Source organism: Bradyrhizobium sp. CCH5-F6 (genome assembly GCF_001556045.1).
GTDB lineage: Bacteria > Pseudomonadota > Alphaproteobacteria > Rhizobiales > Xanthobacteraceae > Bradyrhizobium.
In genome coordinates, this window is record NZ_LSIC01000115.1 from 14,745 (window position 1) to 29,665 (window position 14,921).

At 64.9% G+C, this 14,921-nt stretch carries 19 protein-coding genes; 7 read left to right on the forward strand and 12 right to left on the reverse strand.

The window, feature by feature from the left end; genetic code table 11:
* Window positions 1-18 precede the first annotated feature (18 nt).
* From AX729_RS20520 to AX729_RS20530, 3 genes are all read right to left on the reverse strand, one after another.
* Complete coding sequence (locus AX729_RS20520; RefSeq protein ID WP_061026190.1) at window positions 19-582, reverse strand: DUF3159 domain-containing protein; 564 nt, start codon at window positions 580-582, stop codon at window positions 19-21.
* A gap of 76 nt (window positions 583-658) precedes the next feature.
* Window positions 659-922 carry a hypothetical protein gene (locus tag AX729_RS20525; RefSeq protein ID WP_061026191.1) on the reverse strand — a complete coding sequence of 88 codons (264 nt, stop codon included), beginning with the start codon at window positions 920-922 and terminating at the stop codon, window positions 659-661.
* Window positions 923-1,000: 78 nt separating this feature from the next.
* The gene (locus AX729_RS20530; RefSeq protein ID WP_061026192.1) at window positions 1,001-2,398 is read right to left on the reverse strand and encodes a carotenoid oxygenase family protein; all 1,398 of its coding nucleotides are present in this window, start codon (window positions 2,396-2,398) and stop codon (window positions 1,001-1,003) included.
* A 106-nt stretch (window positions 2,399-2,504) separates the two neighbouring features.
* Here AX729_RS20530 and AX729_RS20535 point away from each other — a divergent pair, with 106 nt between their 5' ends.
* Complete coding sequence (locus AX729_RS20535; RefSeq protein ID WP_061026193.1) at window positions 2,505-3,242, forward strand: TetR/AcrR family transcriptional regulator; 738 nt, start codon at window positions 2,505-2,507, stop codon at window positions 3,240-3,242.
* A 45-nt stretch (window positions 3,243-3,287) separates the two neighbouring features.
* Window positions 3,288-3,905 carry a DUF6321 domain-containing protein gene (locus AX729_RS39790; protein WP_156457094.1) on the forward strand — a complete coding sequence of 206 codons (618 nt, stop codon included), beginning with the start codon at window positions 3,288-3,290 and terminating at the stop codon, window positions 3,903-3,905.
* On the opposite strand, the gene AX729_RS20550 is transcribed toward AX729_RS39790, so the two are convergent.
* Window positions 3,902-4,507: a hypothetical protein gene (locus AX729_RS20550; RefSeq protein ID WP_061026194.1), complete on the reverse strand. Its 606-nt coding sequence runs from the start codon at window positions 4,505-4,507 to the stop codon at window positions 3,902-3,904. The two genes, AX729_RS39790 and AX729_RS20550, sit on opposite strands and share 4 nt — an antisense overlap.
* 162 nt (window positions 4,508-4,669) lie before the next feature.
* Between AX729_RS20550 and AX729_RS20555 the strand changes: the two genes are divergently transcribed.
* Window positions 4,670-5,236, forward strand: coding sequence for an SET domain-containing protein (locus AX729_RS20555; RefSeq protein ID WP_061026230.1), 567 nt, complete (start codon window positions 4,670-4,672; stop codon window positions 5,234-5,236).
* 143 nt (window positions 5,237-5,379) lie between these two features.
* Here AX729_RS20555 and AX729_RS20560 read toward each other — a convergent pair whose 3' ends face one another.
* Window positions 5,380-5,778, reverse strand: coding sequence for a hypothetical protein (locus AX729_RS20560; RefSeq protein WP_061026195.1), 399 nt, complete (start codon window positions 5,776-5,778; stop codon window positions 5,380-5,382).
* 37 nt (window positions 5,779-5,815) lie between these two features.
* Window positions 5,816-6,046 (reverse strand): hypothetical protein, encoded by a 231-nt coding sequence (locus tag AX729_RS20565; protein WP_061026196.1) that lies wholly within the window; start codon window positions 6,044-6,046, stop codon window positions 5,816-5,818.
* A 101-nt stretch (window positions 6,047-6,147) separates the two neighbouring features.
* On the opposite strand from AX729_RS20565, the gene AX729_RS20570 reads away from it, so the two are divergent.
* A complete protein-coding gene (locus tag AX729_RS20570; protein ID WP_061026197.1) occupies window positions 6,148-6,969 on the forward strand; it encodes a helix-turn-helix domain-containing protein in 822 nt (273 codons plus the stop codon).
* Window positions 6,970-7,038: 69 nt separating this feature from the next.
* Window positions 7,039-7,704 (forward strand): DsbA family oxidoreductase, encoded by a 666-nt coding sequence (locus tag AX729_RS20575; protein WP_061026198.1) that lies wholly within the window; start codon window positions 7,039-7,041, stop codon window positions 7,702-7,704.
* Window positions 7,705-7,709: 5 nt separating this feature from the next.
* Here the strand turns inward: AX729_RS20575 and AX729_RS20580 are convergent, their stop codons facing one another.
* Both AX729_RS20580 and AX729_RS20585 read right to left on the reverse strand, forming a co-directional pair.
* Window positions 7,710-8,879 carry a GNAT family N-acetyltransferase gene (locus AX729_RS20580; protein WP_061026199.1) on the reverse strand — a complete coding sequence of 390 codons (1,170 nt, stop codon included), beginning with the start codon at window positions 8,877-8,879 and terminating at the stop codon, window positions 7,710-7,712.
* 108 nt (window positions 8,880-8,987) lie between these two features.
* Entirely contained in the window at window positions 8,988-9,926 is a 939-nt protein-coding gene (locus AX729_RS20585; protein ID WP_063817270.1) for a transglutaminase family protein, read from the reverse strand.
* A gap of 179 nt (window positions 9,927-10,105) precedes the next feature.
* Between AX729_RS20585 and AX729_RS20590 the strand changes: the two genes are divergently transcribed.
* On the forward strand, window positions 10,106-10,969 hold the full coding sequence (locus tag AX729_RS20590; protein WP_061026200.1) for a transglutaminase-like domain-containing protein: 864 nt from the start codon (window positions 10,106-10,108) through the stop codon (window positions 10,967-10,969).
* An 88-nt stretch (window positions 10,970-11,057) separates the two neighbouring features.
* On the opposite strand, the gene ccoG is transcribed toward AX729_RS20590, so the two are convergent.
* Genes ccoG through AX729_RS20610 form a run of 4 tightly spaced genes read right to left on the reverse strand, consistent with a single transcriptional unit; the run spans window position 11,058 to window position 14,489 of the window.
* Window positions 11,058-12,497, reverse strand: coding sequence for a cytochrome c oxidase accessory protein CcoG (ccoG, locus tag AX729_RS20595; RefSeq protein ID WP_061026201.1), 1,440 nt, complete (start codon window positions 12,495-12,497; stop codon window positions 11,058-11,060).
* Window positions 12,498-12,533: 36 nt separating this feature from the next.
* Window positions 12,534-12,737 carry a YgaP family membrane protein gene (locus tag AX729_RS20600; protein WP_061026202.1) on the reverse strand — a complete coding sequence of 68 codons (204 nt, stop codon included), beginning with the start codon at window positions 12,735-12,737 and terminating at the stop codon, window positions 12,534-12,536.
* A 25-nt stretch (window positions 12,738-12,762) separates the two neighbouring features.
* Window positions 12,763-13,206 carry a thioredoxin TrxC gene (gene trxC, locus AX729_RS20605; RefSeq protein ID WP_061026203.1) on the reverse strand — a complete coding sequence of 148 codons (444 nt, stop codon included), beginning with the start codon at window positions 13,204-13,206 and terminating at the stop codon, window positions 12,763-12,765.
* Complete coding sequence (locus AX729_RS20610) at window positions 13,203-14,489, reverse strand: NAD(P)/FAD-dependent oxidoreductase (protein WP_061026204.1); 1,287 nt, start codon at window positions 14,487-14,489, stop codon at window positions 13,203-13,205. The genes trxC and AX729_RS20610 overlap by 4 nt, the downstream gene beginning before the upstream one ends.
* 115 nt (window positions 14,490-14,604) lie before the next feature.
* On the opposite strand from AX729_RS20610, the gene AX729_RS20615 reads away from it, so the two are divergent.
* A complete protein-coding gene (locus tag AX729_RS20615; RefSeq protein WP_197433638.1) occupies window positions 14,605-14,904 on the forward strand; it encodes an ArsR/SmtB family transcription factor in 300 nt (99 codons plus the stop codon).
* Window positions 14,905-14,921: the final 17 nt, after the last annotated feature.

Below are 14,921 nucleotides of genomic sequence, written 5' to 3' on the forward strand. Positions count from 1 at the left end.
AATCCTGTTCAGCGCGCGCTAGGCATTGCGGGCAGGCGTACCGTACTTGATCTGGCAATATTCAGGATACCACTTTGTGAAGTAAATCGCGCTGTTTCGGGCGGCAAAAGCGACCGCAAGGCTCGACCAGAGCGGCAGGCCGGGGACGTAGAGCAGCACGAGGTTGGCGGCCCCCATCAACAGCGCGGCCGCTGTCCAGGCCCCCGTGATGATGTAATTGGCGCGGAGGAAGCCAGGCATGGCCGCGGTCTCCGCCGGAACCGATTCAAGCGCATATTGCAGCGTGAAGGGGCGGCGAACCAGCATGGAGCCGAGCGAGATGACGAAGATGCCGGCATCGACCGACAGCTTGACGGCGAGTGTGCCAAGCGCGGGGTCGATCAGCGCGAGATAGAGTCCGATTGCAGCGAACACGATTGCCGACCCTGCGGCCAGGATCTTCACCGAGCGGCCGCGCGCGATGTCGATGACGACGGCGGCGAGGCAGATTGCAGAGGCCGCGAATACGCTGATCGTGGCAGAGGTCGCCAGCATCAGGAACGTATAGGCGCCGTAGGGCGCGAGGATCAGGAAAATCGCCATTGCCCACCTCGGTCAGGCCAATCTTTACAATGTAAAGATTTGTAATTCAGGGCCGAGATCGGGTCAAGCAAAATCTTTACAGTGTCAAAATGATGTAGGCTGCCTGCAAAAGTTCAATTGCAGCAAGCCCTTGCTCGGATGCTTCTTCCGCGATTTCACTCCAGGGGAGGCGGGCGAGAGCCGGCAGCGTCCAGGCGATCAGGAAACCGGCGAACAGCAGGATGCCGCCATTGAAGTTGGGTTGCCCGCTCTGCCGCAGCCGGACCATCTGCGGTGTGAGCGTGGCGCATGTCATGACGAGGAGGGCGAGGGAGTCTGCGGTGATCGAGGGCACGTACATGCGAGGCCTCATTGATGAGATGTTCGATGTCATTGCGGGCTCGCGGCTTCCGTGCGTCCCGGAATCACGGATAGAGAGCTACGCCGCTCCCACCCAATTGCCGTGGAAACCGTCGGGCACGCGGTGCCCGAGTTGCACGAGCGCGACGGGGCCAACCTCGATATCGGTGGCATTGAACACGGCGAGGTCGCTGCGGTTCTCCCGTGCCCGCCAGATCACCGCCAGCAGCCACCCGTCGCCCTCGGCCGCATCCTTCGACCGCTCGACGAAGACGGGCTCGGAGATGGTGTCGCCTGCGGGCAGGAGATAATGGCCCAGCCTTCGGCCGCTGCCATCGACATGCACGATGCCCGACAGCGCGCCGAACATCGGCAGTTTCGGATTGGCGCAGGCGTACCAGCCGTGACGGCTCTTCAGCCCGGCACGGCGATCGTCGATGCGGGGGAATTCGCCGGTGATATCGTCGAGATAGGTCTGCTGGAAACGGTCGGTATTTCCCGAGAGATCGAACGTCCAGCGGCAGTGGCGGGCGCGCGACTTCTCCGGATCGGTGGGCCGGCCGTCCGGATGCGGAAACAGCGGCGCCTCTTCGAACTGCATGACGTCGGCGATGATGCGGTTACCGTCTTCCCACGCATTCATGACGTGAAAGACGTAGCAGGCCTCGGCACGGAACCAGACGATGTCCTCCGCAGTGCCGCTGCGCTTCATCACGCCGACATAGGAGCCCTTGTCCGGCTCCCAGGCATAGGGCGGCCGTCCGCGCATCGCGCGCTCCATGCTGCCGGTGATCGGAAGGATCGGGAACAGCACATGGTTCGCGGTGACGATGAAGTCGTGCACCATGCTGGCATAGGGCGCCTCGAACCGCTCGAAGCGCGTCGCCCTGCCGGATGCGTCGATCGATCCGTAGGAAAGGGCAGACGTCAGCGGTCCCGCCGCGTTGTAGCCGAAGAACACCAGCTCGCCCGTGACGGGATCGACCTTCGGATGAGCGGTAAAGCTGCCGGCGACGCGGCCCTGATAATTGTGATAGCCGCGCGTCGCCAGCGTGCCCGGCTCGATCTCCGTCGGCAGGTGCGCCTCCTCCAGCGCGAGCAGTTTGCCCGCATGGAAGATGATGTTGGTGTTGGCGACGCCACCATCGGTGAGATCAGCCGGTGCATCAGGCAGCTTGCGCCCGAAGCCGCCGAACAGCGCGCGGCCGGCGTCGTGCTCGGCCAGCCATTTCGGCGTGCGGACCCAGCGGTTGCGGTAGCTCGCGCGTCCGTTCTCGAGGTGGAAGGCGTGCAGCATGCCGTCGCCCACGAACCAGTGCGCGCCGGGAGAATCGAACTGCGGATTGGGACCGTTGCGATAGAGCGTGCCGTTCAATTCGCGCGGCAATTCGCCGACGATCTTCAGGAAAGGCGCGTCGGCCTCGAACGGGATCGGCGCGATATTGTTGCGGCGCTCGGCGATCGCGTCCTGCTGCACGGCTATCCCTCCCTATCTTTACATCGTAAAGATCACATAGCGCCGATGGCCGTTGCGGTCAAGTGAAATCTTTACACTGTCAATATTGCGCTCTATAGCTTCTCCCATGGGCAAGAGCGAAACCGGGACCGAATCCGCGCGCGGCGCGCGCACGCCGCGAAAGTCATTGTCGTCGGGGGGGATGCGGACTCGTCCCGCGCGCCGTCCGGCCAGTGCGAAGACCGAGGCACCCTATCACCACGGCGCCTTGCGCGAGGCACTGCTCCAGGCCGCCGAACGGGTGCTGGAACGCGACGGGCTGTCCGGGCTCACATTGCGCGCGGTGGCACGCGAAGCCGGCGTCTCGCACGCCGCACCCACCCATCATTTCGGCGATCTGACCGGCCTGCTCAGCGAGCTCGCAGCCGTCGGTTTTCGTCAGTTCAACGCGGCGATGGCCTCCTCGTGCGCGGCCGCCTCCACGCCGCTCGAGCGGGCGCTGGCGCGGCCGAAAGCCTATGTCGCCTATGCGCAGGCCCATCCCGGCATGTACGGGATCATGTTCCAAACCGAACGGCTCGACTATTCGCGGCCCTCGCTGCACGAGGCCGCCGAAGCTTCGTTCGCCGGACTTGCGAATGCAGTCGGCACGATGCGGCAGGAACAGATCAGCGGAGACGCGCTGACGCTGAACCAGGGCGCGGCGATCGCCCGGGCCTGGTCGCTAGTGCATGGCTTCACCATGCTGCTGCTCGATGGACGGCTCGAGGACATCCTCGATCGCTTGCCCGAGGGGACCACTGCCGAAAGCCTGTTCGAGGCAATGCTGACGGCGCCGATGGCAGGCAGGCTGCCGGGCCTTTGATCCGATCGGTGACGCAACCCCTGCCATCATCAGGCGTTGATGCCGATGGCAAAAGCATCCCGCTCCCCGTGGAAACGCAGCAACCCACGCAAGCGCGCAGGCAAGGCGTCCAAGCATCTCAGTCCTGCGCAGAAATCGGCCGCGAAGGCGCGCGCCCGGCGCGCGGGCCGCAGCTACCCCAACCTCGTGGACAACATGCGCATGGCTACGAAGAAGACGTCGAAGGCGAAATCGTCGAAGGCAAAGAGGTCGGCGAAGACATCGGCGAGAACGACCCGCAAGCGCACCGCAAAGAAGACAGCCAGATCCTCCCGCAAGCGCCGCGCATCGGTGCGGGAGAAGGATCCGCGCGGTGGGCTCACCGCGGCCGGCCGCAAGGCGTTAGCGCGCAAGCAGGGCGCGCATTTGCGGCCGGGCGTCACCAAGAAGCAATCCGAGATGACTCCGCAGGAGATGCGGCGAAAGGGAAGCTGGGCCGTGCGCTTCTACGGCCGCGCCAAGCTGCCGCCGCTGGTCGATGCGAAAGGGCGGCCGACCCGGCACGCGCTGTCGGCGCATGCCTGGGGTGAACCAGTTCCGAAAACGGTCGCCGCGGCGAGGCGTATCGCGGCGAGGGGAGAGCGCCTGCTGGCACGCTATCGCCGCGTCAAGTCGAAGGGCTAGCGCATCGTCGCGAGCTCGACGGCGCGGCCGCGCGTGCCGACGATCTTCACCTCGTCCTTGCCGCACGTGAAGCCCCGGGCGAGATCGTCCGCGGCTTTGCGCGCGAGCTCGTTGGCGTTCGGGTTGGCGATCGCATCGACATAGGCGACGTGGCAGACCGGACATGGCGGCAGCCGGGTCACGACCAGCATGGCTTTGGTCTTCGGCCGTCCCTGCTTGTCGGGATCGGCATTGTCCGCGATGTGCCAGCGCTGGATGATCGCAAACGGCTTGTCCCCCGCACTGCGCCATTCGACGGTGCTCTCCGATGAGTTGAACGGCGCGAACCAGACGTCGGCTGCCGGTTGCTCCGCCGCTTGCTTGCGATTGCGGCCGACGGAGACGATTTCGCGCAGATCATCCTCGGCGATCAGCACCACGAGCCCGTCCTTGCCCGGGCATACACGCGTGGTGCCGCCGTCGAGGTCGCTGGGCTTGCCGATTTGGCGGCAGTCCTTCGGCGCCGTCGAGGTGTAGCTGCTGACCACGGATTGGGCGTTGGCGCCGTTCAGGCCGATGCAGGCCATCAGGATAGCCATGGTTATGCGGGTAATATGGTCCATTGGAAGCTTTGCGGTAGCGGGAACTCCGCCCCATCAGACGTCTTGATTGTGGGCAAGGTTCAAACAGGGGCCCGACATACCTGACAGCGGCGCGGAATCGTTCTAGAAGAGCGGCTTCGCTTGGGCTCATCCAGCCTGGTTCGCGTCCTCGTTCTTCTGATCATGCCAGCCACATCCTCGAACAAACCTTATCGCGTCGGCCGCTCCAAGACAGGGCTTGGTCTCTTCGCCACCAAGCCGATCAAGAAGGGCAGCCGGATCATCCGCTATTTCGGACCGATCCTGGATTCCAGGATTCCCGCGCACGAGGAGATCGAGAACAAATACCTTTTCGAGCTCAACGGGCGCTGGACCATCGATGGCTCGGTGCGCAAGAACCTCGCCCGCTACATCAACCATTCCTGCCGTCCCAACGCGGAATCGGACGTCCGCCCGCGCGAGCGCAAGGTCTATATCCGCGCCATCAAGAACATCGAGCCGGGCGACGAGATCAACTACGACTACGGTACCGACTATTTCAAAGCCTATCTGAAGCCGATAGGCTGCAAGTGCGACTCCTGCGAAAGGAAGCGCAAGAAGCTGCGCGCCGAGGAAAGGGCCGAACGCGCCAAGGTGAAGGCACGGACCGAGCGCAAGGCCGCGAAAGCGGGTGCGAAGGGCGGGTCAGCGAAAAAGAAGAAGCTGAATGGCAAGCACTTCGCCGGCAAGGTCGGCCGCGCGAGGGCATAGCGCAAGCTGACGCTTCCTGATCTGGTGTCACGGAGCCGGGAGCGGGGAATTCTGCGCGCCGCAGCTTGTCCGCCTAGTTTGATCGTCTCTGGAATATCATCGTCGCCCGGCCGAGCCGGGCGACGATGGCGCGTGGTGCGGTCTCAGGCCGCCACCACGCTCCCGCTCTTCCGCAATCCCACATATTGCAGCTCGGCAAACACGCCGGTTGCGATCGCCTGCGCCACGACCATGAGCTCGCCGGCGAGGTTCGGCGACACCGCGCCCGACAGCAGCAATGCGATGCTGCCGACCGTCCAGGCCGCATTGCCGACGACGACCAGCAGGACGAGCAATCTCGGCACCGAGGCGCGCGAGGCGAGCCAGCCGACCAGCGCGCCGTAGGCGATCAGGAACAGGCCGGTCTCAAGCAGCAGCGTTTCCGGCAGATTGAACAGCCTCGCGAACGCGCCTGCACCGAAGGTGAAGCCGAGCGCGGCGATGCCGCTGAAGATTGCGTCGGCGAGCAGGGCGCGGCGCAGGAAGGTGGATGCTTCGATCATCTTGGGTCTCCTTGGTTGGGTGGGCTCTGGGTGGAACTCAACGCCGGCCGCGCCACCGGGCGCGGAGCAGGCGGGCGAGGCGGAACGAGCAGAGGCTCCTGCCGACGCCGTGCTCGAAGGCCGTGACCTGCGCCACGAGATAGTCGCCGGTCGAATGCACCAGCGGCTCCGGCACGTTGAGGCCGCGCGCGAGCATCCGCGTTGCGAACGTCATGGCCCAGGGAACGAGGTGGTCTGCAATGGTCCGGTAAAGCAGCAGTGCGATCATGGTCGTCTCCTGTTGCTGCCGAAGATGCGCGCGCTACCGCCCCATTTCGATTACCTCGCGGGTAATGGAAGGGCCGAAATCCGCATGCTAGATTTTCGACCATGAACGCACATGCATCCACGGCGCGAACCGAACGCAGCCAGTCCGTCCATATCGGCGACCATTTGCGCGAATGGCGGCAGCGCCGCCGCATGAGCCAGCTCGATCTCGCCGGCGAGGCCGAGATCTCGGCGCGGCATCTGAGCTTCGTCGAGACCGGCCGCGCCGCGCCCTCGCGCGACATGGTGCTGAGGCTCGCCGAGCGCCTCGACGTGCCCTTGCGCGAACGCAACGTGCTGCTGGTCGCCGCAGGTTACGCGCCGGCGTTCCCTCAACGCACGCTGGAGGATCCAGCCTTGAAGTCAGCCCGCCAGGCGATCGACCTCGTGCTCAAAGCGCATGAGCCCAATCCCGCGCTTGCAGTGGACAGGCACTGGAATCTGGTCTCCGCCAACCGCATGGTGGCACCGCTGCTCGCGGGGATCCCGCCGCATCTGCTCGGCCAGCCCCTCAACGTGCTGCGGCTCGCCTTCCATCCCGAGGCGCTGGCGCCTCGCACCGTCAACCTCGCGGAATGGTGCGGGCACCTGCTGGAGCGGCTGCACCGGCAATGCGAGGCCACCGCCGATCCCGAGCTGATCAAGCTCTACAATGATTTGAAGGGATATCCCATTCCGGCGCGTTCGGCGCCGTTGTCGAGCGACAATGTCGCGATCCCCTTCAAGCTGCGGCACGAGGGCGAGATACTTAGTTTCTTCTCCACCACCATGGTGTTCGGCACGCCCGTCGACATCACGCTGTCGGAGCTGGCGCTGGAGACGTTCTTTCCGGCGGACGAACGCACGGCCGAACGGCTGAAGCAGATGGCAGCAGCCATGACCTAGCGCTCTTGCCTCGGGGCGGCTTCTGCGTATCTTTGGGCGAACCCGCACCGCCCGAAGGAGGCGCCTGACATGAGCACGCTGAAACCGCTGCAGATCGACGTTGTCTCCGACGTGGTGTGCCCCTGGTGCTACATCGGCAAGCACCGGATCGAGAGCGCGCTCGCGCTCGTGCCCGACGTTCCGGTCAAGCTCAACTTCCGTCCCTTCTTCCTCAATCCCTGGGTGCCGCGCGAGGGTATCAGCCGCGAGGCCTATCTCACCCAGAAGTTCGGCTCGGTCGAAGCCTACAAGGGCATTGCCGGGCGCGTCGTCGCGGCCGCGGGCGAGGAGGGCCTCGTCTACAAGCCCGAGCTGGTGGCGCGCCAGCCCAACACGACCGACTGCCACCGCCTCATCCTGTGGGCCGAGGCGATCGGCAAGGCGCCGGAGATGAAGCAGCGCCTGATGGAGCTGTATTTCCGCGACGGCGGCGATCTCACCGATGTGAACGTGCTGGTGCAGGCGGCCGCCGATGTCGGTCTCGATGCCGACGACGTGCGCAAGCGCCTCGCCACCGACGAGGACGTCGCGCGCGTCTCGGCGGATGCACAGGAGGCCGCCGAGAAGGGCATCTCCGGCGTGCCGACCTACGTCTTCGCGCAGAAATACGCCGTCTCGGGCGCGCAGGATCCGAACCTGCTCGCCCGCGCCATCCGCCAGGTCTCGGCGGAGATCAACGCGCAGGCGGCGGAGTAGCTGGTCTACTTGCGGAGCAGGCGAACTGCGCGGCGTGCTGCGGCGTAGGCGGCGCCGTGTGCCGCCAATGCGGCATGAACCAGCGTCACGACCGGATCGTACCGCCGCAGCGGGATCAGCACATCGCCGATCGCGAAGCGCCCGCGCCAGATCGGATTGATCATGGGGTGATCGGCGCTCGCCGTCGAATCCGCGCTGGCGATGGCGGGATCGGCGCAGAGATGGCGGGTGAGGTCGAGCGTGAGCTGCACGCCCGGCGAATATCTTGCAAAGTGCTCGTCGATGCCGAGCTTGAAGAAGAAGGCGCGGTCCTGGTGGCGCAGCACGATGCCGGCGGCGACCGGCGTCGGGCCGGCGCGCAATGAGACGATCTCGCACTGCGCGGTCTCAGCCAGCGCCGGCACGGCGCGGCGGATGAAGGTCGCATCGCCCGCATGCTGGATCAGCGCGGTGCCGCGCTTGCCTTTCCACCCGCCGGCTTCGAGCTGCAGGAATGTTTCGAGCGCCGGCCCGATCTCGTCGGGCCTGCGCGCAACCTCGAACACGACGGCGCCGTGTTCTTCGAGACGATTGCGCTGGCGCCGCAGCTCCTTGAGCTTCTTGGTGCCGAGCGCCTCGCGCAGCAGCGTCTCGCCATCCCGTGTCGCATCGAGACTGGCGCGGATGTAGGAGGAGAGGACACGCGGCCGCAGGCCGTCGCGCTCCAGGACCTGTTTCAGCGAATTCATCGCCGCGCCGTCGAGGGCGACGTCGTTCAGGACGAGCGCATGTGCGCCGGTCGCGCGCGCCTGCTGCAACAGGCGCGTGGCGGCCTCGAGCGGCGCGTCGCGATCGATCAACGGGCTGCACAGCGTGCCATAGGGATGCGCGCTCGCCAGCGCGGGCAGGGGGATCTTCCAGGCGCGCCAGAGCGAGTTGACTGGCATCAGCCCGATCAGCCGCGTCCCGGATCCGTCGAAGGCTGTCAGCGCCGAGGCGTCCGTGCGGCCGCGCGCGGTCGCACTGACGGCGAGCTCCCAGCCGGGCAGGTAATATCCGTTCGGTTCGACAGCCCGCTGTGCGAGCGCGCGCCATTGACCGGGCTCGATCGCCGTCAGCGGCACAGGCGCGCGCACCCTCGCGGCGTGCTCAGCCGATGCCGGATTGATCGCTGCCTGATGCGCGATGTCGACCACGTCCCGTCGTCCCCGTTTACGCGGGCAAGGCCCGTCTCAGAAGGACCATCCTTAGCGCAAAGATTGGAAAGATACCGTTGGGACCCAGAATCAATCCGAGCGGTCCTGTTAACGTCCCGTTGAGGATATTGCAGCCCGATCGGGCGCCGCCGTGCCCGTTTCCTCGGGCTCCGGCCCGGTCTCCGTCTTCACGTTGACCGCGACCTCCATTCCGAGCTCGTCGTCCGGCTCCCCCCAGTAGGACCCCGAGAGCGGGATCACCTGGGCCGGCGTGCGGGCAACTCCGACCCTGATCAGATCGCGGTTTCCGACGATCCCGTTGGTCGGATCGAACTCGACCCAGCCCGAGCCCGGCACGTAGATCGAGCACCATGCGTGGGTCGAGCCTCCGCCCAGCCGTGCCGGGCCGTCACGGTCTGGCACGTAGACGTAACCGGTGATGAAGCGCGCCGCAAAACCGAGCGATCGGGCGGCCTCCATCATCAGCAGGGCAAAGTCGCGACACGTTCCCTGCTGCAGCTCGAGCGTTTCGGCGGGGGTTTGGGTGCCATGCGAGGTTCTCCTCCGATAGGAGAAACCTTCCGCGATCGCTTCGTTGAGCGTCATCAGCAGTTGCCCCGTCGGCCGGCTCGCCGAGGGCGCAATGAACTTCGACAACCAGTCGTCGACGGCGACGTCGCCGGGATGATGCCGGAGCATGTACGGTGCAAGATCCGGCAACTCGGTCTCGTCGTAGGCGAACGGATGCTCGCGGGCGTACGGCTCGATCCGGAAGTCCGGCGCGTTCTCGGGCGTGTGGTCCAGCCGGATCATGGTGTCGAACTCCAGCACGTCGGTCCGGGCCGCAAAATCGACGATGGTTACGCAATTGCCGAACACGTCGTGGATCCAGCGGATTTCCGACGGCTCGGGGCGGACCGCGATTCGGCAAGCGAGCAGGCGCTGATCGAAGCTGTCGCGCGGGCGAAACAGCAATTGGTGCTGCCCGAGCCTGACGGGCTGCCGGTAGCGGTAGGTCGTGCTGTGGTGGACGGAATAGAGGGGCATCTGGTGTACTCGGGCTCGCGCCATATGAGCCTGCTTCTGCATCGGTTCCAAGAGCCCAATTGTCCGTGCAGACCGCACAAGTGCCTTGCATTTCAGCAGATTCGCAGGAGCGCACGCGGAACCAATGATCCCGCCCCGCGCTTGTCGAACGACATCAACGGCATGCAGAGGACACGATCTTGAAGATCCGGGCAGGCTACGACATTGCGTTCAACTGTTTCCAGGACGTGCCGATGGTGCTGATGCTGAGCGTTCATCCGTCACGGCAAGGCGACCTCCTGACCGATCATGCCGTCCGGGTGTCGCCCAACGTTGCGCTCAGGGACTACAGGGATGGGTTCGGCAACGTCTGCACGCGGCTTGTCGCCCCTGTCGGTCAAATCAACATTCGAAACGAGTTCATCATCGAGGATGGCGGGTTGCCCGACGAGGTTGCGCCTCATGCCGAACAGATTCCGTTGGACCAGCTTCCCGATGAAGCGCTGGTGTATCTGCTCGGCAGTCGCTACTGCGACACTCAGCGGCTGACGGAATTGGCCTGGTCGACGTTCGGTCACATCAACGGCGGCTGGCGCCGCGTCCAGGCGATCTGCGACTACGTTCACGGCCATATCAGGTTTGGCTATCAATTCGCACGAGGCGACCGGACGGCTTCCGAAGGCCACCAGGAGCGTATCGGCGTTTGCAGGGACTTCGCGCACCTGGCCGTCACCTTGTGCCGCTGCATGAACATCCCGGCCCGTTACTGCACCGGTTATCTCGGCGATATCGGCGTGCCGCCGGACCCGGCGCCGATGGATTTCAGCGCCTGGTTCGAAGCCTACATCGGCGGACGTTGGTACACGTTCGATGCGCGGCACAATCATCCCCGGATCGGCCGCGTCGTGATCGCGCGCGGCAGGGATGCAGCCGACGTCGCCATTTCGACTGCTTTTGGCCCGGCGGAGCTCGTGCGCTTCAACGTGATCACCGATGAGGTGCGGGACTGTGATGCCATTCCGATCCAACCTGCGATGGCTCGGGAGCAGCCGCTGTTCGCTTGAACCGGCGAAAGCGCCTGCAGTCCCGGCTCCGGTCGTGAGCGGCCTGCCTGTCCATTCCTCCTCAGTGTCAGCGATGTCCCACCGGTGGCTATTTGTCACCCGGGACGAAATGGTCGCGCGCACCCGCACGTTCGCCGCTGATCGTGTCAGTGATGGCGATATCGATGTCGCGCGGAGTCTTCGGCAGATCGGCCGGGCCGACCTGCACCGACAGCCGGACTTCGCTGGTCTGATCCTGCCCGACCTCGACGACGGGCTTGCCGTCGGAACTCGGCCCGACGCCCGCGACGCGAATGCTCGCGCCGGGCAAGCCGGAGACTTCGATCGCGAACGATCGTTGCGGGCCCTTGTTGAGGATGCGGACGGTGTAGTCGTTGCGCACACCACCATCCGAGAGCTGGACGAACAGGGGATTGCGCTCGTGCAGCACGTTGACGTCCATCGTCGCGCGCGTGGCGAGCGTGTACAGCATGATGCTGCCGACGATGGCGATGGCTGCGGCATAGACCAGGGTGCGGGGACGAATGATGCGGTAAATCGGCGGCTTGCCTTCGCGCCGACGCTGCATGTTGATGTCGGTGTCGTAGCCGATCAGGCCTTTGGGCCGTCCGATTTCGCTCATGACGTTGTCGCAGGCATCGATGCACAGGCCGCACTGGATGCAGCCGAGCTGGATGCCGTTGCGGATGTCGACGCCGGTCGGACAGACATTGATGCACTGATGGCAGTCGACGCAGTCGCCGGCGAGATTGCCCTGCGCGCGGGCGGCATCCGCCTTCTTCACCGACATACGCGGCTCGCCGCGGTCGCGGCGATAGGTGACGTTGAGCGCCCATTCGTCGGTCAGCGCCGCCTGGATCCGCGGCCACGGGCACATGTAGATGCACATCTGTTCGCGCGCGTGGCCGGCGAAGACGTAGGTGGTGGCGGTGAGAATGCCGATCCAGAGATAGGCGATGAAGGGCGCCTGGAAGGTTGCGAGCTCCCTCACCAGCGTCGGCGCATCTGCGAAATAGAGCACCCACGCGCCGCCGGTCCACCACGCGATCATGATCCAGAGGAAGTGCTTGAGTGCGACTTTCCGGAGGTGATCGAACGTCCAGTAACGCTTGTCGCCCTGCATGCGCTCGCGCCGGTCGCCTTCGACCCAGCGCTCGACCGCGTAAAACAGGTCGGTCCACACGGTCTGCGGACACATGTAGCCGCACCACAGCCGCCCCGCGACCGCGTTCATCAGGAAGAGCGTCATGGCCGCGATGATGAGGAGGCCGGTGAAGTAGTAGACCTCCTGCGGCCACAGCTCGATGAAGAAGAAGTAGAAGCGCCGATGCGGGAAGTCGATCAGCACGGCCTGGTCGGGCAGGCCAGGCCCGCGATCCCAGCGCACGAACGGCAGGAGATAGTAAGTCCCGAGCGTGACGCAGAGGATCGCCCATTTGATACGGCGGAAAGGGCCGTGGACCGACTGCGGATAGACCTTCCTCCGCTTCTCGTAGAGAGGCCCCTCGATGAAGGTGTCGTCGGCCATGGCAAGTTCCCCCGTATCGCAGGCTTGATTACGCGTTCAGGAGAACGCGCAACCGCTGCTCAGTCCCAGCTTCTTGAACACGATCGCCGCCGGGCAGAAGCCGGTGAACGAGGCCTGCAACATGTTCAGCCCGGCAAATGCCGTCAGCAGGTACCAATACGCATTGACATAGGCGCCGAGTGCGAGACCGAGCAGGACGACGCATCCGGCAAAGGCGAGAACGGCTTTATCGACATTCATGGCAGGCTCCTTCTTTCTGGCTAAGTTACGAACGGGTCAGGCCGGCTTCGGTCCAGGCGACGATGCTGCGTGCATCCATCGCGCCGGAATGCCGGGCGATCTCGCGGCCGCCGCGCATCAACAGCAGGGTCGGGATGCCGCTGATGTTGAGGCGCGACGACAGTGCAGGTGCGTTGTCCGAGTTGAGCTTCAACAGCCGGACGTTCGGCTCCAGCTGCTGCGCGGCGCGCTCGAACATCGGTGCCATGGCGCGGCACGGGCCGCACCACGGTGCCCAGACGTCGACCAGCACGGGGATGTCGCTGTTGCCGACATGGCGGCCGAAGGCCTCCTCGTCCACCTCGATCGGATGACCGGTGAAGATCGGCTGGTGACAGGCGCCGCAACGCGCATCTTGCGCCGCGCGTTCGACCGGCAAGCGGTTGATGCGCCCACAACTGCCGCAGACGATCTGGCGTGTCGTGCTCATGTGCCGGTTCGGACCTCCTTGAGCTTGGCGATGTTCAGCCTGTCGAGAACGAAGCGCTCGTAGAACGGCTCGCTCTCGCCGCGCCGCATCTTGCGCAGGAAGTATTTCTCGAAGGCCACCTTGGCGAGGTGCACCCATTCGCCCTTGGAGGACCAATTGACGTTTCGCGGCGGGATCTGCGGCTGCGCCAGGAAGGCGACGCCGGAGTCGCCGAAGTCGGCGAGGCAGATCGCGTTCCAGGTCGGCTCTGCCGTGGGCGCCTTGCCGTGAAGCAGGGCGCCGATGTTCATCGCCGTCGCCGTCACCATGGATTCGATCATGAAGCCCGTCTTGGGGACGCCGACCGGCACCGGGGTTGCGCCGACCGGCGCGATCGCGACGCAGACACCGACCGCGAACACGTTGGGAAAGGCGGGGTTCTGCTGGTGCTTGTCGACGACAACGAAGCCGCGCGGATTGGTCAGTTTCTCGATGCCGCGCACCGCCTCGACGCCGCGAAAGGCGGGCAACATCATCGAATAGGCGAATGGCAGTTCGTGGGCCTTGCGGGACGTGCCGTCGTCGGCGAACTCCTCCACGGACATCAGGCCGGGGGCGACGTTGTCGACGCGGGCGTTGGTGATCCACTTGATGTGCTTCTCCCGCATCTCGCTTTCCAGGAGACCCTTGGTGTCCCCCACGCCGTCGAGGCCGAGATGGCCGATATACGGCTCCGAGGTGACGAACGTCATCGGCACGCGGTCACGCAGCTTCCGCCGTCGCAGCTCCGTCTCCAGGATGAAGAGGAACTCGTAGGCCGGCCCGAAACAGGAAGCGCCCTGCACGGCGCCGATGACGACCGGGCCGGGGTTCGCCGCGAGCTTCTCGAAGGCCTCGCGTGCATGCGTGGCATGATCGACATGGCAGATCGACTGGGTATGGCCTTGCGGCCCGAGACCGGGAATCTCGTCGAACGCCAGTTCGGGACCGGTCGCGACGACCAGGTAGTCGTAGTCGATCGACGTGCCGTCGCCGAGCTCGACACGGTTCTCGGTCGGATGGACGCGCTTGGCGCCCTGCGTGAGCAGTCGCACGCCCTTGCGTTTCATGATGTCAGCCAGATCAATCTCGATCTCTTCGCGCTTGCGCCAGCCGACGGCGACCCAAGGATTGGATGGGACGAAATGATAGACGGCGCCTTGCGAGACGACGCTGAGGCGATCCTCCTTTCTCAACTGCGGCAGCAATTCATAGGCCATCAGTGTTCCGCTCAGACCAGCTCCGATTACGACAACTTCCGCCATGGGTACCTCCGTTGGACCAAGCCGCCCCGCCGGTTTAGCTCCGGCTGTCGTGCGGCGCTTGACTATATATTCGTAATTCCATATATACGCAAGTATGAATATAAATCCTGAAATCATGGAGCGGGCGGCAGATCAGGCGAGCGAGCTGCTGAAGGCGCTCGCCAACCGACATCGTCTGCTCATCATCTGCCAGTTGATCGATGGCGAGCGGTCGGTCGGTGAACTCGCCGCGTTCCTGAACCTCCGGGACTCCACGGTTTCCCAACATCTTGCGCTCCTTCGCAAGGATGGACTGGTGTCTGCCCGGCGCGAGGCGCAGACGATCTTCTATTCGATCGCGAGCGAGCCGGCGCGCGAGGTGCTGAAGACGCTCTATCAGGCGTTCTGCGCGCCGAGGTCCGCAAGGACGAGATGAAACCTAGGAGAGCTCGG

Excerpts from the sequence above, each read along its gene's own strand:
- AX729_RS39790 (WP_156457094.1), top strand. The coding sequence starts at position 3,288 with ATGGCAAAAGCATCCCGCTCCCCGTGGAAACGCAGCAACCCACGCAAG.
- AX729_RS20585 (WP_063817270.1), bottom strand. The coding sequence starts at position 9,926 with ATGCCCCTCTATTCCGTCCACCACAGCACGACCTACCGCTACCGGCAG.
- AX729_RS20525 (WP_061026191.1), bottom strand. The coding sequence starts at position 922 with ATGTACGTGCCCTCGATCACCGCAGACTCCCTCGCCCTCCTCGTCATG.
- AX729_RS20570 (WP_061026197.1), top strand. The coding sequence starts at position 6,148 with ATGAACGCACATGCATCCACGGCGCGAACCGAACGCAGCCAGTCCGTC.
- AX729_RS20575 (WP_061026198.1), top strand. The coding sequence starts at position 7,039 with ATGAGCACGCTGAAACCGCTGCAGATCGACGTTGTCTCCGACGTGGTG.
- AX729_RS20555 (WP_061026230.1), top strand. The coding sequence starts at position 4,670 with ATGCCAGCCACATCCTCGAACAAACCTTATCGCGTCGGCCGCTCCAAG.
- AX729_RS20560 (WP_061026195.1), bottom strand. The coding sequence starts at position 5,778 with ATGATCGAAGCATCCACCTTCCTGCGCCGCGCCCTGCTCGCCGACGCA.
- AX729_RS20535 (WP_061026193.1), top strand. The coding sequence starts at position 2,505 with ATGGGCAAGAGCGAAACCGGGACCGAATCCGCGCGCGGCGCGCGCACG.
- AX729_RS20550 (WP_061026194.1), bottom strand. The coding sequence starts at position 4,507 with ATGGACCATATTACCCGCATAACCATGGCTATCCTGATGGCCTGCATC.
- AX729_RS20615 (WP_197433638.1), top strand. The coding sequence starts at position 14,605 with ATGGAGCGGGCGGCAGATCAGGCGAGCGAGCTGCTGAAGGCGCTCGCC.
- AX729_RS20520 (WP_061026190.1), bottom strand. The coding sequence starts at position 582 with ATGGCGATTTTCCTGATCCTCGCGCCCTACGGCGCCTATACGTTCCTG.
- AX729_RS20610 (WP_061026204.1), bottom strand. The coding sequence starts at position 14,489 with ATGGCGGAAGTTGTCGTAATCGGAGCTGGTCTGAGCGGAACACTGATG.
- AX729_RS20565 (WP_061026196.1), bottom strand. The coding sequence starts at position 6,046 with ATGATCGCACTGCTGCTTTACCGGACCATTGCAGACCACCTCGTTCCC.
- AX729_RS20600 (WP_061026202.1), bottom strand. The coding sequence starts at position 12,737 with ATGAATGTCGATAAAGCCGTTCTCGCCTTTGCCGGATGCGTCGTCCTG.
- trxC (WP_061026203.1), bottom strand. The coding sequence starts at position 13,206 with ATGAGCACGACACGCCAGATCGTCTGCGGCAGTTGTGGGCGCATCAAC.
- ccoG (WP_061026201.1), bottom strand. The coding sequence starts at position 12,497 with ATGGCCGACGACACCTTCATCGAGGGGCCTCTCTACGAGAAGCGGAGG.